This window comes from Xanthomonas sp. XNM01 (assembly GCF_014851915.1).
Classification (GTDB): domain Bacteria; phylum Pseudomonadota; class Gammaproteobacteria; order Xanthomonadales; family Xanthomonadaceae; genus Pseudoxanthomonas.
Genome location: NZ_JACVAP010000001.1, coordinates 1,141,025 through 1,165,011 on the forward strand (window position 1 = coordinate 1,141,025; position 23,987 = coordinate 1,165,011).

Sequence of the window (23,987 nt, forward strand, 5' to 3'; positions counted from 1 at the left end):
TCCCCGTTCGCAGAGCACGCATGCAGAAAGACATCACGATCCGGCTGATGATCGTCGACGACCGCGTCGAGGACGCCGAGGCCATCGTCAGCGCCCTGCGCAATGGCGGGATCGCGGTCCGGCCGCTGCGGCCACAGTCGCTGGCCGAACTGAGCGAGATGGTGGCGGCCCAGCCGGTCGACCTGATCCTGGTGTCGCAGTCCCAGCTCACGCCGCTTGCGGAGGTCGGGCAGCGGGTCGATGCCAGCGGCAAGGATGCGCCGCTGCTGGCGTTGCTGGAGACGCTGGACGATGGCTCGGTGCTGGGCGCGTACGCCGATGGCGCGCGCGCGGTCGCGCTCAAGCGCCGGCCCGAGCACCTGGTCGAAGTGGTCCAGCGCGAATGGGCGGACCTGGAGGCCCGCCGCGGCCTGCGCCGGCTCGAGGCGCAGCTGCGCGAGACCGAACGCCGTTGCGATGCGCTGATCGCCTCCTCGCGCGATCCGGTCGCCTACATCCACGAAGGCATGCACATCCGGGCCAACGACGCCTACCTGGAGATGTTCGGCTTCGATTCCTTCGACGACGTCGAGGGCGTGTCGCTGCTGGACCTGGTCGGTGCCCAGCACGCGGACGGGTTCAAGCAGCTGCTGAAGTCGCTGTCGCGCGGCGAGCCGCCGCCGGCCGAGTACCTGATGGAGGCGCGCCACCTCGACGGCAGCACCTTCCCGGCGAAGATGGAGTTCGCCACCGCCAGCTACGAGGGCGAGGCCTGCGTGCAGGTGGTGTTCCGCCGCCGTGAGGAACTGGATCCGGAGCTGGCGCGCGAGGTCGAGGAACTGCGCCGGCGCGACCAGGTCACCGGGCTGCTGAACCGCCCGACCTTCATGCGCATGCTGGAGGACGCGGTGGCCCAGGTCGGGCGCGATGGCGGCCAGTACGGCTTCCTGCTGGTCGAGCCGGACCACTACAACCGGCTGCTGCCGGACATCGGGCTGGATTCGGCCGATGCGCTGGTCGCCGCGCTGGCGGCGCGCCTGCGTGGCAGCGTCGAGGCCGACGTGCAGATCGCCCGCTTCGGCGAGCACAGCTTCGCCCTGCTGATGGAAGGCGGCCACGCGCGCACCAAGGCGGTGGCCGAGACGCTGCGCGACGGCTTCGCGACGCATCTGTTCGCGGTCGGCGAGCGCTCGGTGACGGTGACCGCCAGCATCGGCGGCGTCCAGGTCGGCGAGAAGATCGCCAGCGTCGGCCAGGTCCTGGCCCGGGCCAATTCCTGCCTGCATGCGGCCTCGGAGCTGGGCGGCAACGCGGTCCAGGTGTTCGACCCCGGCGCGGTCGACCGCGCCGAGGAAGAGCGCGTGCAGCGCTGGGTGTCGCGGATCGAGGAGGCGCTGGACGGCGACGGCTTCGTGCTGCATTACCAGCCGCTGATCAGCCTGCAGGGCGAACCGGGCGAGCTGTACGAAACCCACCTGCGCATCGACGCCAACGGCGAGCTGGTGGCCCCGGCCGGCTTCCTCAGCATCGCCGAGGAACACGGCCTGCTGGAGCGGATCGACCACTGGGTCGTGCGGCGTGCGATCGCGCTGCTCGCCGAGCGTGCCCGCGCCGGCCGCCAGACCCGTCTGCTGGTCCGGGTCAGCCCGGCCTCGTTCGCCGATCCGGCGCTGGCCCAGCTGATCCGGCGCGAGCTGGCCGCCCACGAGGTGCCGGGCGACCATCTGTGGCTGGAAGCGCCCGAGGCGAAGGTGTTCACCCACCTGCGCCAGGCCCAGCAGTTCGTCGCCGAGGTCGCGCCGCTGGGGTGCCGCGTGGGCCTGGAGCAGTTCGGTTCCGGCCTGGATTCGTTCCAGCTGCTGACCCACTTCAAGCCGGCCTTCGTCAAGATCGACCCGACCCTGACCGAGGAACTGGCGCGCTCGGCCGAGGCGCAGGACAAGGTGCGCGAGATCACCGTGCGCGCGCAGCAGGAGGGCATCGCCACGATCGCCACCGAGGTCGGCGACGCGCAGGCGATGACCCAGCTGTTCAGCGCCGCGGTCGACTACGTCGCCGGCGGATTCGTGGCTCCGGTCGGCGCGGCGATGAACTTCGAGTTCTGAGCGCGGCCGGAGCGCGATCATGCAGGACCTGCCGGCGTTCGAGACCCACCGCGTCGACAACCAGCCGCCGCCGTTCGAACCGCGCGACCTGTGGCAGGACGACCTCGCGCTGCGCGAGGCGGTGATCGCCGGCGCGGCGCAGGGCTTCGCGCCGCGGCTGGAGGCCTACGGCCGGCTTGCCGGCGATGCGCTCTACCGGCTCGGATTCGACGCCAACCGCGACCGCCCGCGGCTGCGCAGCCACGACCGGTCCGGCCATCGCATCGACACGGTCGAATTCCATCCGGCCTATCACCAGTTGATGCACGCCGCGAAGACGCATGGCGTGGCCGGGCTGAGCTGGCACACGCCCGGCCCGGGCGCGCACGTCGCACGCGCCGCGCTCAGCTACCTGCATCATCAGGCCGAGGCGGGCACCAGTTGCCCGCTGACCATGACCCATGCCGCGGTGCCCGTGCTGCGGCGCGCACCGGCGCTGCAGGACTGGGCCACGCGCGCGGCCGCCCCGCATTACGATCCCGCCGATGTGCCGGCGTCGGCCAAGGCCGGCCTGACCATCGGCATGGGCATGACCGAAAAGCAGGGCGGCTCGGACGTGCGTGCCAACACCACCGTCGCCACGCCGCACGGCGATGGCCACGCCCTGGTCGGGCACAAGTGGTTCCTGTCGGCGCCGATGTCCGACGGCTTCCTGGTGCTGGCCCAGGCGGCGGCTGGGCTGTCGTGCTTCCTGATGCCGCGCCTGCTGCCGGACGGCAGCCGCAATGCCTACCGCCTGCTGCGGCTCAAGGACAAGCTGGGCGACTGGTCCAACGCCTCGTCCGAGGTCGAGCTGTGTGGTGCGCAGGCCTGGCCGGTCGGCGAGGAGGGGCGCGGCGTGTCCACCATCATCGAGATGGTGATGCTGACCCGGCTCGACTGCATGCTCGCCGCTGCCGCCGAGGTGCGGATGGCGCTGGCCCAGGCGCTGCATCACGCCCGCCACCGTCGGGCTTTCGGGCGCCGCCTGGTCGAGCAGCCGCTGATGGCCAACGTGCTGGCCGACCTGGCGCTGGAATCGGAGGCGGCCACGCGGCTGGCGCTGCGCGTGGCCGCCGCGGTCGATGCCGCGCCTGCCGACCCGCGCGAAGCCGCGCTGGCGCGGGTGGCCACGGCCATCGGCAAGTACTGGCTGTGCCGGCGCGCGCCGGCCTGCGTCAACGAGGCCCAGGAATGCCTGGGCGGTGCCGGCTACATCGAGGAATCGATCCTGCCGCGGCTGTACCGGCAGGCGCCGCTCAACGGCATCTGGGAAGGCAGCGGCAACATCCAGTGCCTGGACGTGCTGCGCGCGCTCGAACGCGAGCCTGGGGTGCGCGGAGCCCTGCTCGACAGCATCGCGACCGGTGGCGGCCGCGACCCGGTGTTCGATGCCACGGTCGCCCGCCTGCCCGCGCAGATCGATGCCGCCGGAGAAGGCGACGCGCGCCGGCTGGTCGAACGGCTTGCGCTGGCCCTGCAGGCGGCGGTGCTGCTGGCCCACGACAGCCCGCTGGCGCCCGCGTTCGTGCGCAGCCGGCTGGGCGGCGAGCACAGCTGGGCGCTGGGAACGCTGCCCGGCGGGATCGACACCGCCAGCGTGCTGGCCCGCGCGCTGCCGGCCTGAGCCGATGACGCCGGACGCCAGCGCTGCGCCCTGGCCGCCGGCCCTGCTGGATCCGGCGCAGCGTGCCGATCTGGTGGTCGTGCACAAGCGCGATCGCCGCCTGCTGCTGCTGCGCGAGGGCCGGGTGCTGGCCAGCCATCCGATCGCGCTGGGCCCATCGCCACTGGGCCACAAGCAGCGCGAAGGCGATGGCCGCACGCCCGAGGGGCACTACAGGATCGCGCTGCGCAACCCGCGCAGCCGCTATCACCTGTCGTTGCGGATCTCCTATCCGGCGGCCGACGACCTGGCCCGGGCGCAGGCGGCAGGTGTGGCGCCGGGCGGCGACATCATGATCCACGGCAATCCGCAGTGCCGCACCGGCGACTGGACCGAAGGTTGCGTGGCCGTGTCGGACGCCGACATGGAGGCGATCTGGCAGCGGGTCGACGTCGGTACGCGCGTGCACCTGCTGCCCTGAGCGGTGCGCACGGGCGGTCGGCCTCGCCGCGGCCGGTCGCGTCCGCCATGGACGGCGCGGTGTCCGGTGTCTCCGGTCGCGGTCTGCGTTCGCGCCGTCTTGGTCACCAGCCCCATGTCGCCACCGCGCGCCGCAGCGCCGGGCAGCGGCCCGGAGTGCGTGCATGAGCCGCAATGGCCGCCTGCCGCATCACACCGGGCCGCGCGCCATCCCCGCGCGCGGCCTGCGCCGCTGCCATGGTCATCCACGCGCAGGCCGCGTTCCGCCAGAGGCTGACTCCAGCGCCGGGTTCGCGCCTGCGATCGGCCGGTTCAGTCCAGGAACTGCAGCCGCGCCAGTTCCGCGTACAGGCCGTCCTGCGCCAGCAGCTGTTCGTGCGTGCCCTCGGCCACGATCCGGCCGCGGTCCATCACCACGATCCGGTCGGCCTTGAGCACGGTCGCCAGCCGGTGCGCGACCACCAGCGTGGTCCGGCCCTGCATCAGGTTGGCCAGCGCGTGCTGCACGGCCCGTTCGCTCTGCGCGTCCAGTGCGCTGGTGGCCTCGTCCAGCAGCAGCACCGGCGCGTCCTTGAGCAGGGCGCGGGCGATCGCCACGCGCTGCTGCTGGCCGCCGGACAGGCGCGTGCCGCGCTCGCCCAGTTCGCTGGCGTAGCCGCCGGGCAGGGCGCGGATGAACTCGTCGGCCTCGGCGGCGCGGGCGGCGGCCTCGACCTGCGCGTCGTCGGCCTCGAGCCGGCCGTAGCGGATGTTGTCGCGCGCGCTGGCGGCGAACAGGGTCGGCTGCTGCGGCACCAGCGCGATGCGCTCGCGCAGCGCGGCCGGGTCCAGTTCGCGCAGGTCGACGCCGTCGATCCGCACCGCGCCGGACTGCGGGTCGTGGAAGCGCAGCAGCATCGACAGCACCGTGCTCTTGCCGGCGCCGGACGGACCGACCAGGGCGACGGTCTCGCCCGGGCGTACGTCCAGGTCGAAGCCGTCCAGCGCCGGGGCATCCTCGCGCCCGGCGTAATGGAAGGACACCTGCTCGAAGCGGATCGCGCCGCGCAGCGGCTGCGGCAGGGGTCTGGGCTGGGCCGGCGCCGCCACCTGCGGCTGTTCCTGCAGCAGTTCGCTGATCCGGCCCATGCCGCCGGCGGCGCGCTGCAGCTCGTTCCAGACCTCGGCCAGCGCACCGACCGAACCGCCGCCGATCAGCGCGTACAGCACGAACTGGCCGAGCGTGCCGGCGCTCATGTTGCCTTCGATCACCTCGTGCGCGCCCGACCACAGCACCAGCACGATCGCGCCGAACACCAGCACGATGGCCGCGGCGGTCACCGCGGCCTGGGCGCCGATCCGGCGCCGGGCGGTATCGACCGCGACCTGCAGCGCGGCGCCGAAGCGGCCGCGCTCGTAGGGTTCGCGCGCGTGCGCCTGCACCGTGCGCACCGCGCCCAGCGTTTCTGCGGCCAGCGCGTTGGCATCGGCGACGCGGTCCTGGCTGGCGCGCGAGGCCTTTTCCAGGCGGCGCGCGCCGAGCACGATCGGCAGCACCGACAGCGGGATGCCGATCAGCGAATACGCGGCCAGGTGCGGGCTGGTGACGAACAGCATCACCAGGCTGCCGATCACGGTGACGGTGCTGCGCAGCGCCACCGACATCGTCGTGCCGATCACGCTGCGCAGCAGCTCGCTGTCGGCCGACAGGCGCGAGACCAGTTCACCGCTGCGGCTGCGGTCGTGGAAGCCCGGATCCAGCCCGATCAGGTGCGCGTACAGCCGGTCGCGCAGGTCGGCCACGACCTTCTCGCCCAGCAGCGACACGAAGAAGAAGCGTGCGGCAGTGGCGACCGCCAGCACCACCGCCACCGCGAACAGCAGGCCGAAGGCCAGGTTGATCTGGCCGCCGCCGGTGAAGCCGCGGTCGATCATGTAGCGCACCGCCACCGGCAGGCTCAGCGTGGCGCTCGAGGACAGCGCCAGCGCGCCCAGCCAGGCCACGAACAGCCCGCGATGGCGGCGCACGAACGGCCACAGCGTGTTCAGGCTGCCGAGCTTGCGCATGCGGCCTCGACGGTCGGGAGAGGAATCGGTCATTGCGTGGATGTCTCGTGGCGCGCTTCGTCGTCGAAGCGGATGCGGTTGCGGGTAGCGTCGCGCAGGCGGGTCTTCAGCGCGTCGAGCCGGTCGGCGGGCAGGCTGAGCGTGAGCACGGCGCCATCGGCGTCGAAGCGCTCGTCGGTCATGCTTGCCTCATGCGCGGCCAGTGCCGTGTGGATGGTGCCGAGTGCATCGAACGGCCCGGCGACGGTCAGCGTCGCCATCGTCACCAGGGGCCGCCGCTCGGCGGTGCGCAGGCATTCGGCGGCGCTGCCGCCGTAGGCGCGGACCAGGCCGCCGGCGCCCAGTTTGATGCCGCCGTACCAGCGGGTCACGACGACCGCGACCCGGTCGTAGCCCTGGCCGTCGATCGCGGCCAGGATCGGCCGCCCGGCGGTGCCGGCGGGCTCGCCGTCGTCGCTGGAGCGGTACTCGCCGCCGATCCGGTAGGCCCAGCAGTTGTGGGTGGCGGCCGGGTCGGACACGGCACCGAAGAACGCCAGCGCCGCCTCCGCGCTCTCGACCGGTGCGGCCTGGGCGATGAAGCGGCTGTGCTTGACCTCGAGGGCATGCGTGGCCGGGGCGGCGAGGGTGTCGGTCATCGCCGCGATTTTAGGTCATCCGGGCCGACGGCCGCGGCTGACCGAATGTCCAAGCGGCGTCGCCGTGCAACGCGACGCCGTCACGCCGCCTGTCGAGGTTCAGCGCAGCGCCCGCAGATCCTCCGGCAGCGGGTGCCCGGGATGGGCGTCGACGAAGCGGGCGAGGCTGGCGCGTGCGCCGTCCAGATCGCCGCGGTCGCGCTGCTGCCGGATGCGTTCCAGCCAGCCGGCGATGTCCGCCGGATCGTGTGCATCGCGGGAGGGCGCCGGCCGTGCCTGGGCCTTGTCCGCCGCTGCCTGCTCCTGCGTGCGCAACGCCGCTGGCGCGTCCGCGGCGACGACCGGCGCTGCCGGCGGCGGTGCCGGGAGTGCCGTCCCGGTGACGATGACCTCACCGGTGGTCTCCGGGCGCAGGCGCATGGCTGCGGGTGCGGCCGCCGGCGCTGCCACGGCGGCCTCGGGCCGTGCTTCCGCCGCCCGCATGCCTGCACGACGCGCGGCGGCCGGCGCCGCATCCTGCATGCGCTGTTCCGCGGCTGGTGCAGGTGTCGCCGCAGGCGGGGGTGCGGGAAGCGTGTCCACGAAGGCGGGTTCGCTCGCGGCGTCGGATGTGGCCGGCGGTGCCGGCGCCGGCCGCGCGATGCCGGTTCCGGTCGCGGTCGACGGCGCGGAGCGGGCAGCCGCTGGCGGCGCAGGGCGGGCGGCAGTGGCCGGTGGTTCGGGAGCGGTTGCCGCATCGCTGCGCAGCGCCGGCGCGGCCTGCGGCGCGGCTGGCGCCTCCTGCATCGCCGTGTCGGCCGGGCGTGCCGCCTCTTCGGCGTGTCCGGCGATCATCCCGGTCTGCGTTCGCGGCGGTTCGCGCAGCTGCCAGGCCACGCCGACCGCCAGGGTGAGCGAGGCGGCCAGACCCAGCGGAGCCGCCCAGCGTCGCCGCGGCCTCGTGCGGGCGGCATCGCCGCGACGCCGCACCGTGTCGGTGCCGGGCAGGTCGGCATGGACCTGAGCCGCTCCGGCTCCAGGTCCGGCGACGGCGCCGCGGGCCTGGGCCAGGATCCGCGCGTCCAGCGCCGCCGATGGCATCGCATCGTCCAGCGCCGCGTCGAGGTGGTCGGCCAGGGCGCGTTCTTCGGGTGTCAGGGGGTGTCTGGGGGCGTTCATCGTTCCACCCTCGCGCGCAGCTTGTCGAGCGCGTAGCGCAGCCGCGATTTCACCGTTTCCCGGCCGACGCCGGTGATCGTGCCGATCTCCTCCAGGCTCAGCTCGCGCTGCAGCCGCAGCAGCACCACGGCACGCTGCTCGTCGGGCAGTTCGTCCAGCGCCTGCATCAGGCGCGCATGACGCTCGCCCTGGTCGGCCCGGGATTCGGGGGTATCGGTATCGGCCAGCGCCGCCAGCCGCAGGTCGGCGTCCAGCGGTGCGGCCGGCCGGTGCCGTTGCGCGCGCCAGTGGTCGTTCAGGCGGTTGTGGGCGATCCGGTACAGCCACGTGCCGAACGCCGCTTCCGGACGCCAGCCGGCGCGCGCGGCGATCACCTTCTGCCAGACATCCTGGAACAGCTCCTCGGCCAGCGCCTTGTCGCGCAGCTGCCCGAGCAGGAAGCGGAACAGCGGCAGCCGGTGCCTGGCGTACAGCGTCTCGAACGCAGGCGCGTCGCCGCCGGCATAGGCGAGCATCAGGGTTTCGTCGCTGGGGTCGACCGGCTGCTCCACGGGCGCAAGACTACGGGCTGCGGCGACCGGTGCAAAGCGGGGCGGCGCGTGGAGCGAACGGGCGTGGATGGCGATCTGCATGCAGGGGTCAACGTGCGGGTGGGGCTGATGGGGTTGCACCGCCCGCCGCGCGGTATGCTGCCGGCACGCGAGCGCAGGGAACCCGCAGGGCGAGGATGAGCGCAACCACCAGCGTCCGACATGCACCGGCGGAGTCCGGCGGCCCCGACACGTCCCTGCGGACGACGCTGGAATCGCTGTCGCGGCTGCTGCCGGACGACACCCCGCTGGTGGTCGGCTGGCAGGACGCGGCGCTCGGGCTGGCCTGCGCCGGGCATGCGGACGCGGACTCTCGACTGCGCGCGCATCTGGCCGAGGCCCTGCAGCGCGGCCAGACGGCTGGCGCCGACCCGATGAGGCTGGTCGTGCTCGACGCGCAGGGGTGCGTCGCGGTCGGCCTGCAGCCCGCACTTCGGCCGGATACGCGCTTCGATATCGACGCCTGGCTGGGCGCGGCCTGCCAGGCGGTGGCAGGCGCGCTGCGCACCGAACGCGCTCGCCTCAGGATCGATGCGCTGGAATCGTCGCGCCGGCTGCAGCGGGCGCTGTACGAGATCACCGACCTGGCCGGTGCCGAGCTGGAGACGCAGGTGATCCTGCAGCGCCTGCACGCGATCATCGGCGCGCTGATGTACGCACCGAACTGCTATATCGTCGAGTACGACGACGCGCGCAACCGCGTGCGCTTCCTGCACTTCGCCGACCAGGTCGATGCCTACCGCGCCGATGTCGAGCGCGAATGGGGCGAGGAGGAGATGCGCAGCAGCCTGACCTTCGCCCTGCTGCACCACGGCCAGCCGCTGTGCGGCCCGTCCTCCGACCTGCGTGCCCGGCTGGGCATCGTCGGCGACGAGGAACAGGGGCCGGACAGCCGCGACTGGCTGGGCGTGCCGATGCGGCGCGGCGATCGGATCTGCGGTGCGATCGTCGTGCAGAGCTACGACCGGGCGGGCGTGTACGGCACCGAAGAACAGGCGCTGCTGGGTTACGTGGCCCAGCACGTGCGGATCCTGCTCGATCGCCGGCAGGCGCAGGCGGAACTGGAGCGACGGGTCCGGGAACGCACCCTGGAGCTGCAGGAAGCCAACCAGGACCTGCAGGAAGAGGTGCTGGAGCGCCAGCGCGGCGAGCGCCTGCAGCACGCGCTGTTCCGCATCGCCGAGATGGCGGTCACCTCGGCCAGCCTGGAGCAGTACTACGCCAGGGTGCACGCCTCGGTGGACGAACTGCTCTACGCGCGCAACTTCTACATCGCGCTGCTCGATCCCGGGCGCGAGGGCATCGCCTTCGTGTATTCGGTCGACGAGCACGGCGACCAGCGGCCGCCGCGCCGTCTCGGCAGGGGCATTACCGAGTACGTGATCCGCCACCGCTGCGCGCTGCTGGCCGACCGCGCGCGCATCGAGGCGCTGGTGGCCGAGGGCGAGATCCAGGAAAGCGGCAGCCAGGCGCGCTCCTGGCTCGGCGTGCCGCTCTCGCACGATGGCGAGGTGGTCGGGGTGCTGGCCGTGCAGAGCTACAGCGCCGGCATCCGCTTCACCCCCGACGACCAGCGCCTGCTCGAGTTCGTCGCGCACAACATCAGTGCCGGCCTGGCCAGACAGCGTGCGCAGGACAGCCTGCGCGCGGCGCATGCCGACCTGGAGCGCCGGGTGGCGGCACGCACGGTGGAACTGGAGGAAGCCAACGAGCGCCTGCTCGACCAGATCGGCGAGCGCCTGCGTGCCGAGCAGAAGCTCACCCACCAGGCCCGTCACGATGCGCTGACCGGCCTGCCGAACCGGACCCTGCTGCTGGAGCGGCTGGATGCGGCGATCGACCGTGCCCGCCATGGAGACGGAGTGCCCTTCGCGGTGCTGTTCCTGGATCTGGACCGCTTCAAGCTGGTCAACGACAGCATCGGCCATGCCGCCGGCGACCAGCTGCTGATCGAAGTCGCCCGGCGGATCGTCCCGAGCATGCGCGGCGAGGACCTGGTCGCGCGGCTGGGTGGCGACGAGTTCGCGATCCTGCTGACCTGTCCGGATGGGCCGTCGGGCGTGCGCGAAGTGGCACAGCGGATGCTCGGCGTGCTCGGCCAGCCGATGTGGGTGGCCGGGCGCGAACTGTTTCCATCGGCCAGCATGGGCATCGCGTTCTGGCATCCGCGCTATCGCAGCGGCGAGGAGCTGCTGCGCGACGCCGATGCGGCGATGTACCGGGCCAAGGCCAGCGGCCGCGACCGCCACGCGGTGTTCGACGAGGCCATGCGCGAGGAGGCCATGCGCAGCCTGGACCTGGAGGCCGACCTGCGGCGCGCGATCAAGCGGCGCGATTTCCTCCCGCATTACCAGCCCATCGTGCGGCTGGAGGACGGCGTCGTCGTCGGTTACGAGGCGCTGCTGCGCTGGCGCCACGAACGGCGCGGGCTGCTGGGCCCGGACGCGTTCATCGTCCGCGGCCAGGAAACCGGACTGATCGAGCAGGTCGACTGGCTGCTGTACGAGCAGGTGGTCCAGGCCCTGGCCTGCGGCGGCACGGGCTATGTGTCGGTCAACGTCTCGCCGCGGCATTTCCATTCGCCCGATTTCGCCGACCGCCTGCTCGGCCTGCTCGCCGCGGCCGATGCCGATCCGCGTCGGCTGCGGGTGGAAATCACCGAGGTGGCGCTGCTGGACGATGCGCCGCGCACGCTGCGCATCCTCAGCACGCTGCGCGAGAACGGCGTGCTGGCCCAACTGGACGACTTCGGCACCGGATTCTCGGCACTGTCCTACCTGCACCGGTTCCCGATCTCGGGCCTGAAGATCGACCGCAGTTTCGTCGCCGGTCTGGATGCCGAAGGCCGTCGCGGCGAGAGCCTGGCGCTGGTGCGGGCGATCCTGGCGATGGCCGGCACGCTGGGCATCGACACGGTGGGAGAGGGCGTGGAAACGGCCGCGCAGCGCGACACCCTGCGCCAGCTGGGTTGTCACAGCGGCCAGGGCTACCTGTTCGGGCGGCCGACCGCGCGGATGGGCTGAGTCACGGACGCGGCCCGGATGGGGCTGCAGTCGTCGATCGTCCGGCCCGGGTCAGGCCGATGGCATCGGCATCCGCATCGCGCGTGCGATGCGCTGGTGTGCTCCACGCAGCATCGCGATGCGTGGCATGACGTCCGGATGAGCTGTCGGCCGCGCGTTCCGTTGACAGGCCGCGCGTTGCATTCTGCGCGCAGCGATGCGGTCTGCACCGGCTTCAGACCAGTGCTGGCGGCGCCGACCACGGAAACGGCCGGTAGCCTTGCACCTGCAGTGTCGCGTCCAAGCGAGCGAAGTCCGTGGCGATCGCGCCTGCGCGCCTGCGGTCGAGCTGCTCGCCGAGCGCCAGTGGCAGTGCCCTGCAGCGTGCCAGCGCCTCGCCCGCCGGAATCTCCAGCAGGCGCGCCACCTGCTGCGCCACCACCTTGATCCGTGCATCGGGGCACGCCGTCAGCACCAGGTCGAACGAGGCGAAGATGCCCGGCCCGACACCGGCGGCGCGCGCCTGCCGCTGTTCCGTGGCGCTGGCCTCGCCGGTGGTGGCGTCGATGCCGTCGACCTCCAGAAAGGCGTCGTACTCGGCGTAATGGGCCAGCGCCTGCGCATAGTCCTGCAGCGTGGACAACGGCCGCTGGCGTTTCTGCACCTCGAGCACGCCGGCGAACGTGGCCGGTTCCAGATAGGTCGACAGGCCGAGCGCACGTGCGTGCTCGGGTACCTCGCCGTCATCGTCGAACGCGGTCTCCTCGTCGGGCGGCAGCCAGAAGCGCGCCTGCAGTGGGTCGCCATCGGTGGCGTGCACCCAGCCGAAGGAGGCCCACACCTGGTCGCCGTCGTTGCAGGCGGCGAAGGCATCCAGGGGCTGGCGAAGATCGAGCAGCTCCATCAGGCGTTGTCGGCCAGGCAGTGGCGGGTGCTGCAGTCTACCTTTGCCGGTCGCAGCCCCAATGCGATCAGCATGCCGAGCCCGGCGAACAGCGCGGCGCCGTACTGCGCATCGACCATGCCCTGCAGCGCGTCGGGGCTGGTCGCTGGCTGCCCGCCGCGTGCGGCGTTGGCCAGCATCACCAGCACCGCCAGGCCCAGCGCGCCGCCGATCTGCTGCGCGGTGGCGGCCATGCCCGAGGCCACGCCCTGCTGCGGCGCCGGCACGCCCTGGCCGGCGACGATCCACATCGCGGTCCAGCTCATGCCCTGGCCGATGCTGAGCACCACGATGCCCGGCAGCAGCGGCCAGTAGCCGGCTCCATGCGGCAGCGCCAGCGCCACCGCGGCGATGCCGGCGGCGCCCGCGCCGAAGCCCCAGGCCAGTACCTGCCGTGGCGAATGCCGCCGCAGCATGCGTTCGGCGACATGGATGCCGAAGGTGCAGACCACGGTCGGCAGCAGGAACGCGAGCCCGGCCTGCAGCGGGCTCCAGCCATAGCCGTCCTGGAAGTACAGCGCCAGGAAGTAGTACTGCACGCCGTAGCTGCTCATGAAGGCGAAGGTCAGGCCCAGCGCGGCGCGCAGGCCGGGCAGGCGCAGCAGGGCGAACTGCATCAGCGGGTCGCGGCTGCGCGTTTCGATCACGACGAACAGCGCCAGCAGCGCCACCGCCAGCAGCAGGCAGACCAGGGTGAGCGGCGCGGTCCAGCCCCATTCCGGGCCCTGCACCAGCGTGGTCACGAGCAGGCTGCCACCGGCGGTGACGGTCAGGCAGCCGCCAAGGTCGAATGAACGGCCGCGCAGGCGTTCGCCATCGGCCGGCAGCCAGACGCCAGCACCGACGGCGCAGGCGCTGGCCAGCGGCACGATCACCGCCAGCACGGCCGGCCAGCCGAAGGCCTGGGTCAGCACCCCGCCGAGCAGGGTGCCCAGCGCCAGGCCGACCGCGCTGGCCATGCTCCAGATCGCCAGTGCGCGGTTGCGCACCGGCCCTTCGGCGTACAGCGTGTTGATCAGCGCCAAAGTCGCTGGAAACAACAGCGCGGCGCCCATGCCCTGCGCGGCGCGTGCGATCACCAGCAGGGTGGCGTCCGGCGCCAGCGCGCCCAGCAGCGAGGCCAGCGCGAACAGCAGCATGCCCAGCCGGTAGAAGCGACGGCGGCCGAGCAGGTCGGCGGCGCGTCCGCCCAGCAGCAGGCAGCCGCCGAACGCCACGGTGTAGGCGCTGACCACCCACTGCAGCTGCTGCGCGTTGATCTGCAGGGCGCGGCCCATGTCGTGCAGGGCGACGAAGATGATGGTCGCGTCCAGCGCGATGATCAGCTGCGCGGTGGCCAGCAGGGCCAGCGCCCAGCGGGGGTGTTTCAGATCGGTCATTGCGGGGTCCGGCGTCGGGGGACGGCAGTCTCATTGATGCGGGCCGATACATAAACCCGGGTTGTTCGATATCTGTCATGATTTTTCGCATGAGCGGATCGTCGATGGACCTCAATGCGGTGCGGATGCTGGTGCAGGTGGCCGAGGCACGCAGCTTCACCGTCGCCGCCGGCCAGCTCGGGCTGAGCCAGTCGGGCCTGTCGCGGGCGATCGGGCGGCTGGAGGCGACGCTGGGCGTGAAACTGCTGCAGCGGAACACCCGCAGCGTCGCGTTGACCCCGGACGGGCGTCAGTTCGTCGACCAGGTCGCACCGCTGCTGTGCGGGATGGAAGATGCCGAGCGGCAGCTGGCCGACCGGCCCTGCACGCCCTCCGGCACGCTGAAGATCAGTGCCCCGTCGATGTTCGGGCGCAAGGTGCTGGTGCCGCTACTCGCGCCGTTGCTGGCCCGGTATCCGCAGCTGCAGGTCGAAGCGGTGCTGAGCGACCGCCTGGTCGATCTGGTCGAGGAGGGCTTCGACGCGGCGCTGCGCACCGGGCCGATCGCCGACCAGCGCATCGTCGCGCGGCCGTTGCGCGCGCTGCGCTGGATCACCGTCGCCAGCCCGGCGTATCTGGCCGCGCATGGCACGCCGGGCGATGTCGCCGCACTGCGGGGGCATGCCTGCCTGGCGGTGCGCAACCTGCGCAGCGGGCGGCTGGTGGACTGGCAGTTCCTGCAGGACGGCCAGCTGCGCGAGCTCACGCCATCGACACGGATGGTGTTCGACAGCGGGGATCCGCTGGTGGAAGCGGCGATCGCCGGTGTCGGCATCGTCCAGGTGATGGATTTCGCAGTGGCCGATGCACTGGCCGATGGCCGGCTTCAGCGCGTGCTGCAGCCATTCGAGGGCCGCAGCCGCGAGTTTTCGCTGATCTACCCGCCGTCGCGGCAGCACTCGGCGAAGCTGCAGGTGCTGGCCGAGGCGTTGCTGGCCGGCGCCTGGTGATCAGGCCAGGGCATTCGCGTCCGGGCGCGCTGCGGCGGCCGGGGAGCGGACCGGGTGTCCTGTGTGGCTTCGGAGCGGAAACGGCACTCAGACCCCGGTTTTCGCCGCACCGATGACCTCACCGATCATCTGCTTGCTCTGCCTGAAGCGTGTGTGGCGGCGTCCGGGGCAGGGGCCGGCGGAAAGTGCACTCTGACCCCGGTTTCGGTGTCAGGTTTTCAGTACCAGCAGCCGCACTTCGCTCATGTCCTCGATCGCGAACTTCACGCCTTCGCGGCCCAGGCCGGAATCCTTGACCCCGCCGTAGGGCATGTTGTCCATGCGGAAGCTGGGCACGTCGCCGACGATCACGCCGCCGACCTCAAGCCGGTCCCAGGCCTGCATCGCATGCGCGAGGCTGTCGGTGAACACGCCGGCCTGCAGGCCGAAGTCCGAATCGTTGACCGTGGCCAGCGCCTGGTCGAAGTCGCTGAAGCGCTCCAGCAGCGCCACCGGGGCGAAGGCTTCCTGGCGCTGCAGGTCGGCGTCGCGTGGCACGTTCTCCAGCAGCGCGGGTTCGAGCATGTTGCCGTCGCGGCCGCCACCGGCCAGCACGCTGGCACCGGCATCGCGCGCGGCGCCTATCCAGCCTTCGATCTTCTTCGCCGCAGCCTCGTCGATGACCGGGCCGATGAAGGTGGCCTCGTCCTTCGGATCGCCGCAGACGAAGCCACGCACCTTGTCGGCCAGCTTGTCCTTCAGCGCGTCGTAGACCGTGTCGTGGACCAGGATGCGCTGCACGCTGATGCAGCTCTGGCCGGACTGGTAATAGGCGCCGAAGGCGAGCCGGTCGACCACGTGGTCGAGCTTGCCGGCCTGGTCGCCGTCGACGATGCAGGCGGCGTTGCCGCCCAGTTCCAGCGTGACCTTCTTGCGCCCGGCGCGGGCCTTGAAGTCCCAGCCGACCAGCCCGCCGGTGAAGGACAGCAGCTTGATCCGGTCGTCCTCGATCAGCGGCGCGGCGTCGTCGTTGCTGCAGGCGAACACCGAGAACGCGCCCTTGGGCAGATCGGTCTCGGCCAGCACCTCGGCGATGATCAGCGCGCCGACCGGGGTCTTGGCCGCCGGCTTGAGCACGAACGGGCAGCCGGCGGCGATCGCCGGGGCGACCTTGTGCGCGACCAGGTTCAGCGGAAAGTTGAACGGGGTGATGAAGCTGCACGGGCCGATCGGCACGCGCTTCCAGATGCCGCGGTAGCCGGTGCCGCGCTCGGAGATCTCCAGGTCCACGGTCTGGCCTTCGATCCGCACCGCTTCCTCGGCGGCGATGCGGAAGGTGTCGATCAGCCGGGTGACCTCGCCGCGCGCGTCCTTGATCGGCTTGCCGGCCTCGATGCACAGGGCCAGGGCCAGCTCCTCGGCGCGTTCGCGGAAGCGGCGCACGCAGTGTTCGAGGATGGCCTGGCGTTTGTAGGCGGGCAGGGCGGCCATCGCCGGCGCGGCGTCGACCGCGGCCTGGATCGCGCGTTCTATCGTGCCCGCATCGGCCATCGCCACCCGGGTGGCGACCTCGCCTGAGTATTTGTCCAGCACCTCCAGATCGGTGTTCGGGGTTTCGGGCCGGTTGGCCACGTACAGCGGATAGGTCTTCTCGAGCATGGGGTGCCTCGTGGGGTCAGAGTGCGGCCGCGCGGTCGCGCAGCGCATGGTTGAGGATGGCGACGTTCTGCGAGTAGTCGACCTGCAGGTCGATCAGGTCCACGCCCTCGCGCGCCAGGCAATCGGCCAGCAGCGGCGCGAACGCCCCGGCGCTGTCGGGACGATGGCCGCGCACGCCGTAGCTCTCGGCGTACCTGACGAAATCCGGGTTGCCCAGGGTCATCGCGTAGTCGGCGAAGCCCATGTCTTCCTGCTTCCAGCGGATCATGCCCAGCGCGTCGTCGCGCAGGATCAGTACGGTCAGGTTCAGGCCCAGGCGCACGCAGGTTTCCAGCTCCTGCGAATTCATCATGAAGCCGCCATCGCCGCAGACCGCCAGCACGCGCCGCTCCGGATGCAGCAGCGCCGCGGCCATCGCCGACGGCAGGCCGGCGCCCATCGTCGCCAGCGCGTTGTCCAGCAGCAGGGTATTGGGCCGGCTGGCGCGGTAGTTGCGGGCGAACCACAGCTTGTAGATGCCGTTGTCCAGGCAGACGTGGTCGCAGGCCTCCATCGCGCCGCGCACGTCGGCGACCACGCGCTGCGGCAGCACCGGGAAGCGGTCGTCGTCGGCGCCCTCCAGCAGCTGCGCGTCGAGCGCCTGGCGGACCGTGTCGAAGAAGCCGAAGTCCCAGTGCGGCTGCGGGTCGAAGCCGTCCTGCAGGCGCCACAGCGAATTGGCGATGTCGCCGACCAGCTCAATCTGCGGGAAATAGACGCTGTCGACCTCGGCACCGACGTAGTTGACGTGGATGACGGTGCGGCGGCCCTCGCGCATGAAGAACGGCGGCTTCTCGACCACGTCGTGGCCGACCACCAGGATCAGGTCGGCCTCGGCGATCGCGCGGTGCACGAAGTCGCCGTCCGACAGCGCGGTACAGCCCAGCCACAGCCGGTGGTGCTCGTCGACCACGCCCTTGCCCATCTGGGTGGTGCAGAACGGCACGCCCAGCGTATCGACGAAGCGGGTCAGCATCTTCGACGCGCTCTTGCGGTTTGCCCCGGCGCCGATCACCAGCAGCGGCCGCTTCGCCTGTTCCAGCGCACGCCGCGCGGTGACCACGGCCTTCTGGTCGGCCACCGGCCGCCGCGACTGGCTGGGCGCGGGCAGGTGCGCGTCGCAGTCCTCGCGGGCGATGTCCTCGGGCAGCTCCAGGTGGGTCGCGCCCGGCCGTTCCTCGGCGGCGCGGCGGAACGCCTCGCGGACCTTGGCCGGAATCCCGGCCGCCGCCACGATCTGCCGGGTGTACTTGGTGATCGGTCGCATCATGTCGACCACGTCGATGATCTGGAACGCGCCCTGCTTGCTGCTGCGGATCGGCTTCTGCCCGGTCAGCATCACCATCGGCATCGCGCCGAGCTGGGCATAGGCCGCGGCGGTGACCAGGTTGGTCGCGCCCGGCCCCAGCGTGGACAGGCACACGCCCGGCTTGCCGGTCAGCCGGCCGACCGTGGCGGCCATGAAGCCGGAGGCCTGCTCGTGGCGGTTGACGACCATCCGGATCGGCGACGCGCGCAGCGATTCGAGCAGGTCGAGGTTTTCCTCGCCGGGGACGCCGAAGATGTACTCGATGCCCTCGGCCTCGAGCGCGCGGACGAACAGGTCGGATGCTTTCACGCCGGTCTCCGTTGGATCCTGCGCGGCAGTATGCCGGGCAGGGCGCGAAGCTTTCGTTGCCGGCCACCCGTGTGTCACGCCCGGTCCACGGGTGACCGCCCGGCACCGGGACGCCGCATTCCTTCACCCACCGCTCGCCGGGGCGCAGCTGAATCCACGGCGCATCCAGGCCCTGGCGCTGGCCGGCATCCACCCCGGACGACGGCCCAGGCACTACAATCCGCGCCATGCAGCACGATGCCGTCACCCGCCCCACGCCTCCCGCCTCGGCCGCGCCGTGGGCGCGCCGTCCCACCCGCCAGGTCCTGATCGGAGGCATCGCCGTGGGCGGTGGCGCGCCGGTCGTGGTCCAGTCGATGACCAACACCGATACCGCCGACGTGGCGTCCTCGGTCAAGCAGGTCGCCGAGCTGTGGCGGGCCGGTTCGGAGATGGTGCGGCTGACGGTGAACACGGTCGAGGCCGCCGCTGCGATCCCCAGGATCCGCGACAAGCTGGCGATGATGGGCGTGGACGTGCCGCTGATCGGCGACTTCCACTACAACGGCCACCAGCTGCTCGCCGCCGAGCCGGCCTGCGCCGAGGCGCTGGCCAAGTACCGGATCAACCCGGGCAACGTCGGCTTCGGCAAGAAGAAGGACACCCAGTTCGCCTCGATCATCGAGAAGGCGATCGAGTACGGCAAACCGGTCCGGATCGGCGCCAACTGGGGCTCGCTGGACCAGACCCTGGCCGCGCGCCTGATGGACGAGAACAGTGCCCGGGCCGAACCCTGGGATGCCGGCCGGGTGCTGCGCGAGGCGCTGATCCTGTCGGCGCTGGAGTCGGCCGACCGCGCGGTCGAACTGGGCCTGCCGGCCAACCGCATCGTGCTCAGCTGCAAGGTCAGCGGCGTGCAGGAGCTGATCGCGGTGTATCGCGACCTGGCGATGCGCAGCGACTACGCGCTGCACCTGGGCCTGACCGAGGCCGGGATCGGCAGCAAGGGCATCGTGGCGTCGGCCGCGGCGCTGTCGGTGCTGTTGCAGGAAGGCATCGGCGACACCATCCGCATCTCGCTGACGCCCGAACCGGGCCAGTCGCGCACCGCCGAGGTGGTCGTCGCGCAGGAACTGCTGCAGACCACCGGCCAGCGCGCCTTCACCCCGATGGTCACCGCCTGTCCGGGCTGCGGCCGCACCACCAGCACCTTCTTCCAGGAGCTGGCCAAGACCGTGCAGGAACACGTGCGCGCGAAGATGCCAGAGTGGCGCATCTCGCACCCGGGCGCGGAGAACCTGTCGCTGGCGGTGATGGGCTGCGTGGTCAACGGGCCGGGCGAATCGCGGCATGCCGACATCGGCATCTCGCTGCCGGGCATCGGCGAGGCGCCGTCGGCACCGGTGTTCGTCGATGGCGAGAAGAAGGTCACCCTGAAGGGCGAGAACATCGCCAGCGAGTTCGTCGCCCTCATCGACGACTACGTGCATACCCGCTATGCCCGCAAGGCCGGTTGAGGCCGGCGGCGGCCGGCTGGCCGCCATCGTATCGGTGCTGCGCGGCAGCTGGGGCCGCATCGCGCTGCTGTTCGTCGGCCTGGCGCTGCCGTTGTGGCTGTTCGCCGAACTGGCCGACGAAGTCCACGAGATGGAAGCGCTGGTCTTCGACGACGCGCTGCTGCTGCGCCTCAATGCGATGGCCACGCCGGCGTGGGACGCGTTCTTCCTCGCCGTCACCCGGGTCGGCTACCAGTACGGCGTGATTCCCGGCGACATCATCGTCGCGCTGGCGCTGTTCGCATTGCGCCGCTGGCGCGAGGCGGTGTTCGCCTCGCTGTCCTTCGCCGGTTCGGCGCTGCTGAACATGGCGACCAAGCAGGTGTTCCAGCGCGAGCGGCCGTCGCTGTGGGAGTCGATCGCGCCCGAATCGACCTTCAGTTTCCCCAGCGGCCACGCGATGGGCTCGATCACCCTGGCCGCGGTGCTGGTCCTGCTGGCCTGGCCGACCCGCTGGCGCTGGCCGGTGCTGGTCGCGGCGACGGTGTTCACCGTGCTGGTCGGCGTGTCGCGGATCTACCTGGGCGTGCATTACCCGTCCGACATCCTCGGCGGCTGGGCCGCCGGCCTGGCCTGGGTGGTCGGCCTGTACCTGGTGCTGTTCCGGCAGCGGCTGCCGTGGCAGCGGCATCGTGGAAACGCGACGGCGTAGCAGGCGTTGCCCGCACACGTTCCGCGCGGTGGTGCGCGGGGGCTGCGGTGAACAGGCAGGTTGGCCGTAACGGACGCGATGGTGGTCGCGGCCAAGGCCCCTCCTGCACGAGCAGGACGTCGCACCTGCAGCGGCGGACGCGCCCGCGACCACTCCGTGTTCGAGCAGGCTCCGCTCGCCTTTGCAGCAGTCGCCTTGGCTGACACCGCCATGCCCTGTCCGCGCAGTCGTGCGGCGGTGGTGCGATGGCGGCCGCGCGCAGGTGCACGCCTGCAACGGAGATCAAGCTCACCTGTCGGCATGGTGCTGGTCACGATCGCGTTTCGCGACCGGCAGGCGGTGAGCCTTGGCCGCGATCGCGATGCAGGTTGATGCGCACGCTCGGGACCGGCCTGCGCGATGACGCATGCGCCGCGGACGGAATGATGCTGGTCGCGCGTGCGGACCGCGTCGCTTCAGTCCGGCGCCATCTCCGGCGTGGACCGGCTGTCGGCCTGCCGCGGTACCGGTGCGGCGCTGCGCTCATCGAGGTCCTGGTGCAGGATGCGGCGGATCTCCAGGATCGCCGGCGCGGTTTCCTGCACGCTGTGGCCGGACACGATCACCTTCTCCGAGAGGGCGTCGGCCAGGTGCGCGCTGCGGTAGGGCACCAGGCCGTCGTCGGTCTGCTCGAGCGGGCCCTCGGCGGAAAGCCGGGCGATGATCGAGTGGTAGCGCACCTGCGGCGAGATCGGCAGGTCGGCAGCCGCGCGCACGAACGGATCCTTCTCGCTGAGGTTGTCGATGCTGTTGGGCAGGCGCGCCGGCGTGCCGTCCGGTTGCCCCGGCTCGCTGCCGACCAGCGCCTGCAGGACCTCGCCGAAGTTCTCCAGGATGGTCAGCGGCAGCCGCACCAGTTTCGCGATCCAGCGCCCGACGCGGTGGTCGGCCACCGCGGTGCCGCGGTGCGGGGCGGCGATGAAGATCGCGCGGTCGACCTGCGGCAGCGGCTCGAAGGTCAGCATCGATTCCAGCCGCGGACGCACCCGCGCGGGGATCTCGCGTTCGCTGGCGAAGCTGTCCCACAGCTGGCGTCCGGACGAGGACACCAGCAGCCGCGAGATCACTCCGCCCATGCTGTGCCCGACCAGCACGATGTCCTGCGAGGCGCGGGCCCGTCCCTGCGGATCGAAGTGCTGCAGCGTCTCACCGACCAGGCGCCGGATCTGCGCCTGGTTGAGCGCGATCGGCATGTTGGTCGGGTAGTAGACCTGCCAGACCTGGAAGTTGCGGCGCAGCGCCTCGTCGCCCTGGACCTCGTTGGCGACGTTGACCCAGGCTTCGGGACTGGACGCCAGGCCGTGCAGCATCAGGATGATCCGACGGTCCGGGTCGTAGGGCTGCATCATGTACAGGTGCGGGCGGTCGATGCCGTTGGCGCGGCCGAACAGGGTGCGCAGCGACTGCCGGTTGAAGCCCGAACGTGCCAGCCACAGCCCGTAGCCGGCGGTGAAGTTGGCCGCCAGCGGCACGCGCTGGCCGTGCAGGACCACGTCGGTGTCGACGTACGGGTCGTGCACCTCCATCACCACTTCGCGGCTGGCCAGGACCTGCTCCAGGTCGCTGCCGGCGAAGCGGAACAGCACGGTCAGGCTGGGCGAGGGCATTTCGCTCCAGGCCGGTGCATGGCGCTGGCGCCGGGCGATCCCCTCGGTACCGGCCTGCGCGTCCGCAGCGGGTGCGAGCACGGTGACCGGGTCGTCCTCCATCACCGCCACCAGCTCGGCGCCGAAGCCGTCGCGGCGGTAGGTGCTGCGCAGGCCCTGGAACGACAGCGAGGACGCCGGCAGCAGTTCCCTGGGCAGGGCGACGCCTTCGGGGAAACGGACGTTGCGCATGTCCACGTGCAGCGTCCATTCGCCGAGCCGCAGGGTGTCCTCGATGCCGGCTTCCGGCGCCGTCGCGTCCGCCGCGTTGGCGGCCGGGGTGTCGGATGCCTCGCCCACGCGCTGCAGGAACAGGCGCGTGGTGGCCTGCTGCACCGCGTAGTTGTACCAGTCGCGTGCCTGGGTCTGGCGGTCCTCGAAGGCGCGCTCGCCTGGCGTGCGCGGGCTGAAGAACAGGTAGGCGTACGCGTGCCGCGCCGCTTCCAGCCAGGCCTCCAGCGCGGGATCCGCAGGCACCGCATCCCCGGCCACCGTCCCGGCCGGCCCGGCGGGGACGGCCAGCGCATGCTGCAGCCACAGCTCGGACAGCGCCGAGAGCCGGCGCTCGCGGTTCAGGCCGGAGCTGTCGGCGAGCGCCTGGATGCAGCCCGTGGCCGGCCGCGCGCAGGCACCCGAATCCAGTCCGGCCACACGCAGGGTCTGCTCGGTCGCGGCACTGAGCCGGCCCGAGGTGAGGATGTCGCCACGCTGCAGCGCGATGTACTCGCCCGGCGTCATCGGCTTGACCGCCACCGCAGGCCGGAACTCCTGCAGGATCGAACAGCCGGCGAGCGCGCCCAGCAGGATGGTGGTCAACGCCAGGCGCGGCAGCGGATGGGACGTGGAGGTCATGGCGCGTCGTTGGCGGGAATGCCGGGGACATCCCGGCGGATCGCGGCGGGAAAGCCGGCGGCGGGCCCCTCGTAGGCGCGTGCACGTTCGCTGATCCGGCCGCGCGCCTGCAGGGTCGGGTAATCGTAGCCGGCGACCAGGCCATCGTGGTCGAACGCGTATTCGGCGAACCAGCCCGACAGCAGCAGGCGATGGTCCAGTGGCAGGCCAGGATCGAGGCTGCGTGCCAGTTCGAACACGATCGTGGTGCAGTTGCTGGTCAGGGTGTTGTAGAAGCGTGGTTGCCGCCGGATCCGCTCGGCCCGCTGCAGATAGCCCAGGAAGGCCTGACGCAGCTGCGCCTGGTCCAGATCCAGGCGGTAGAGGTAGACGTCTTCGCCACGCGCATTGGTGCGGGTGCGCAGGATGTCGTACTCGTCGGCCGCGACGATGACGGTCTCGTACTCCTTGAAGAAGCCGGCGATCGAGGAGAACGCCTCGCCGCGTTCCTTGCGGATCTCCAGCGAAAACACCAGCTGGCGCCCGTCGGCGAAGCCGAACGACACCAGCGTGTGCGCGATCGCCGGGCCCATCCAGTAGGACAGCACCAGGTCGGCGGAGACCAGCTGGTCCAGGTCGTAGGTGCGCGTCTCCCAGCGCACGTCGTAGTCCTGCTCGCTGCGCCAGTGGAAATCGCGCACGTTGTGCAGCACCACGCGGTCGCCGTCGATCTCCGCGGTCAGCAGCCGCGCGACGTCGTCTGACCAGTCGCGGTCATGCGACGGGGTCAGGCTGTGCCACCAGGCCAGCATCGCCAGGACCGCGACGACGGCCGGCCATCGGCTCCAGCGCGGGGCGCGGGTGGACAGCGGTGCGAGGCAGGCGGCGGACCAGGCCAGGACCAGCACGCCGCGCACCACAACGGGTTCCGGCCCCCGGTACACCAGGGCGAGCACGCCCCACGCCGCGAGCAGGGGCAGGGCAACGCGCAGGCCGATGCGCAGCAGGGTGGCCGGCCAGCGTCGGGCCGGCGGGGCGTGGGAAGTCAGGACCATC

17 protein-coding genes are annotated in these 23,987 nt (G+C 71.6%); 7 read left to right on the plus strand and 10 right to left on the minus strand.

All coding sequences use genetic code 11. The annotated features are described in order from the left end of the window. The first annotated feature begins 20 nt into the window (after window positions 1–20). From IB242_RS05230 to IB242_RS05240, 3 genes are read left to right on the plus strand one after another with little or no spacing between them, the layout of a single operon-like run. Complete coding sequence (locus tag IB242_RS05230; protein ID WP_192276503.1) at window positions 21–2,084, plus strand: EAL domain-containing protein; 2,064 nt, start codon at window positions 21–23, stop codon at window positions 2,082–2,084. A gap of 19 nt (window positions 2,085–2,103) precedes the next feature. Then, the gene (locus IB242_RS05235) at window positions 2,104–3,729 is read left to right on the plus strand and encodes an acyl-CoA dehydrogenase family protein (RefSeq protein WP_192276506.1); all 1,626 of its coding nucleotides are present in this window, start codon (window positions 2,104–2,106) and stop codon (window positions 3,727–3,729) included. A 4-nt stretch (window positions 3,730–3,733) separates the two neighbouring features. Next, window positions 3,734–4,189 carry a L,D-transpeptidase family protein gene (locus tag IB242_RS05240; protein ID WP_192276509.1) on the plus strand — a complete coding sequence of 152 codons (456 nt, stop codon included), beginning with the start codon at window positions 3,734–3,736 and terminating at the stop codon, window positions 4,187–4,189. 311 nt (window positions 4,190–4,500) lie between these two features. Here IB242_RS05240 and IB242_RS05245 read toward each other — a convergent pair whose 3' ends face one another. The 4 genes from IB242_RS05245 to IB242_RS05260 all read right to left on the minus strand — a co-directional run bounded on the left by IB242_RS05245 (window position 4,501) and on the right by IB242_RS05260 (window position 8,581). Beyond that, window positions 4,501–6,267, minus strand: coding sequence for an ABC transporter transmembrane domain-containing protein (locus IB242_RS05245; RefSeq protein WP_192276512.1), 1,767 nt, complete (start codon window positions 6,265–6,267; stop codon window positions 4,501–4,503). Next, entirely contained in the window at window positions 6,264–6,872 is a 609-nt protein-coding gene (locus IB242_RS05250) for a YigZ family protein (protein ID WP_192276515.1), read from the minus strand. Before IB242_RS05250 ends, IB242_RS05245 begins: the two co-directional genes overlap by 4 nt. A gap of 99 nt (window positions 6,873–6,971) precedes the next feature. After that, a complete protein-coding gene (locus IB242_RS05255; RefSeq protein WP_192276518.1) occupies window positions 6,972–8,030 on the minus strand; it encodes a hypothetical protein in 1,059 nt (352 codons plus the stop codon). After that, the gene (locus tag IB242_RS05260) at window positions 8,027–8,581 is read right to left on the minus strand and encodes an RNA polymerase sigma factor (protein WP_192277749.1); all 555 of its coding nucleotides are present in this window, start codon (window positions 8,579–8,581) and stop codon (window positions 8,027–8,029) included. Before IB242_RS05260 ends, IB242_RS05255 begins: the two co-directional genes overlap by 4 nt. A gap of 176 nt (window positions 8,582–8,757) precedes the next feature. Here IB242_RS05260 and IB242_RS05265 point away from each other — a divergent pair, with 176 nt between their 5' ends. Continuing rightward, on the plus strand, window positions 8,758–11,643 hold the full coding sequence (locus IB242_RS05265) for an EAL domain-containing protein (RefSeq protein ID WP_192276521.1): 2,886 nt from the start codon (window positions 8,758–8,760) through the stop codon (window positions 11,641–11,643). Window positions 11,644–11,857: 214 nt separating this feature from the next. Here IB242_RS05265 and IB242_RS05270 read toward each other — a convergent pair whose 3' ends face one another. Both IB242_RS05270 and IB242_RS05275 read right to left on the minus strand, forming a co-directional pair. After that, entirely contained in the window at window positions 11,858–12,526 is a 669-nt protein-coding gene (locus IB242_RS05270; RefSeq protein WP_225540036.1) for a hypothetical protein, read from the minus strand. Continuing rightward, window positions 12,526–13,944 (minus strand): MFS transporter, encoded by a 1,419-nt coding sequence (locus IB242_RS05275; RefSeq protein ID WP_192276524.1) that lies wholly within the window; start codon window positions 13,942–13,944, stop codon window positions 12,526–12,528. Before IB242_RS05275 ends, IB242_RS05270 begins: the two co-directional genes overlap by 1 nt. A 104-nt stretch (window positions 13,945–14,048) precedes the next feature. Here IB242_RS05275 and IB242_RS05280 point away from each other — a divergent pair, with 104 nt between their 5' ends. After that, the gene (locus tag IB242_RS05280) at window positions 14,049–14,933 is read left to right on the plus strand and encodes a LysR family transcriptional regulator (protein WP_192277754.1); all 885 of its coding nucleotides are present in this window, start codon (window positions 14,049–14,051) and stop codon (window positions 14,931–14,933) included. A gap of 210 nt (window positions 14,934–15,143) precedes the next feature. Here the strand turns inward: IB242_RS05280 and IB242_RS05285 are convergent, their stop codons facing one another. Both IB242_RS05285 and IB242_RS05290 read right to left on the minus strand, forming a co-directional pair. Beyond that, a complete protein-coding gene (locus IB242_RS05285) occupies window positions 15,144–16,571 on the minus strand; it encodes an aldehyde dehydrogenase family protein (protein ID WP_192276527.1) in 1,428 nt (475 codons plus the stop codon). A 16-nt stretch (window positions 16,572–16,587) separates the two neighbouring features. Further along, the gene (locus IB242_RS05290; RefSeq protein ID WP_192276531.1) at window positions 16,588–18,228 is read right to left on the minus strand and encodes an acetolactate synthase large subunit; all 1,641 of its coding nucleotides are present in this window, start codon (window positions 18,226–18,228) and stop codon (window positions 16,588–16,590) included. Between the two features lie 227 nt (window positions 18,229–18,455). On the opposite strand from IB242_RS05290, the gene ispG reads away from it, so the two are divergent. Both ispG and IB242_RS05300 read left to right on the plus strand, forming a co-directional pair. Then, window positions 18,456–19,724 (plus strand): flavodoxin-dependent (E)-4-hydroxy-3-methylbut-2-enyl-diphosphate synthase, encoded by a 1,269-nt coding sequence (ispG, locus tag IB242_RS05295; RefSeq protein ID WP_192276534.1) that lies wholly within the window; start codon window positions 18,456–18,458, stop codon window positions 19,722–19,724. Further along, window positions 19,705–20,415, plus strand: coding sequence for a phosphatase PAP2 family protein (locus IB242_RS05300; RefSeq protein WP_192276537.1), 711 nt, complete (start codon window positions 19,705–19,707; stop codon window positions 20,413–20,415). Before ispG ends, IB242_RS05300 begins: the two co-directional genes overlap by 20 nt. Window positions 20,416–20,870: 455 nt before the next feature. Here the strand turns inward: IB242_RS05300 and IB242_RS05305 are convergent, their stop codons facing one another. Both IB242_RS05305 and IB242_RS05310 read right to left on the minus strand, forming a co-directional pair. Then, a complete protein-coding gene (locus tag IB242_RS05305; protein ID WP_192276540.1) occupies window positions 20,871–22,952 on the minus strand; it encodes an alpha/beta fold hydrolase in 2,082 nt (693 codons plus the stop codon). Then, window positions 22,949–23,986 (minus strand): DUF4105 domain-containing protein, encoded by a 1,038-nt coding sequence (locus tag IB242_RS05310; RefSeq protein ID WP_192276543.1) that lies wholly within the window; start codon window positions 23,984–23,986, stop codon window positions 22,949–22,951. Before IB242_RS05310 ends, IB242_RS05305 begins: the two co-directional genes overlap by 4 nt. Window position 23,987 lies beyond the last annotated feature (1 nt).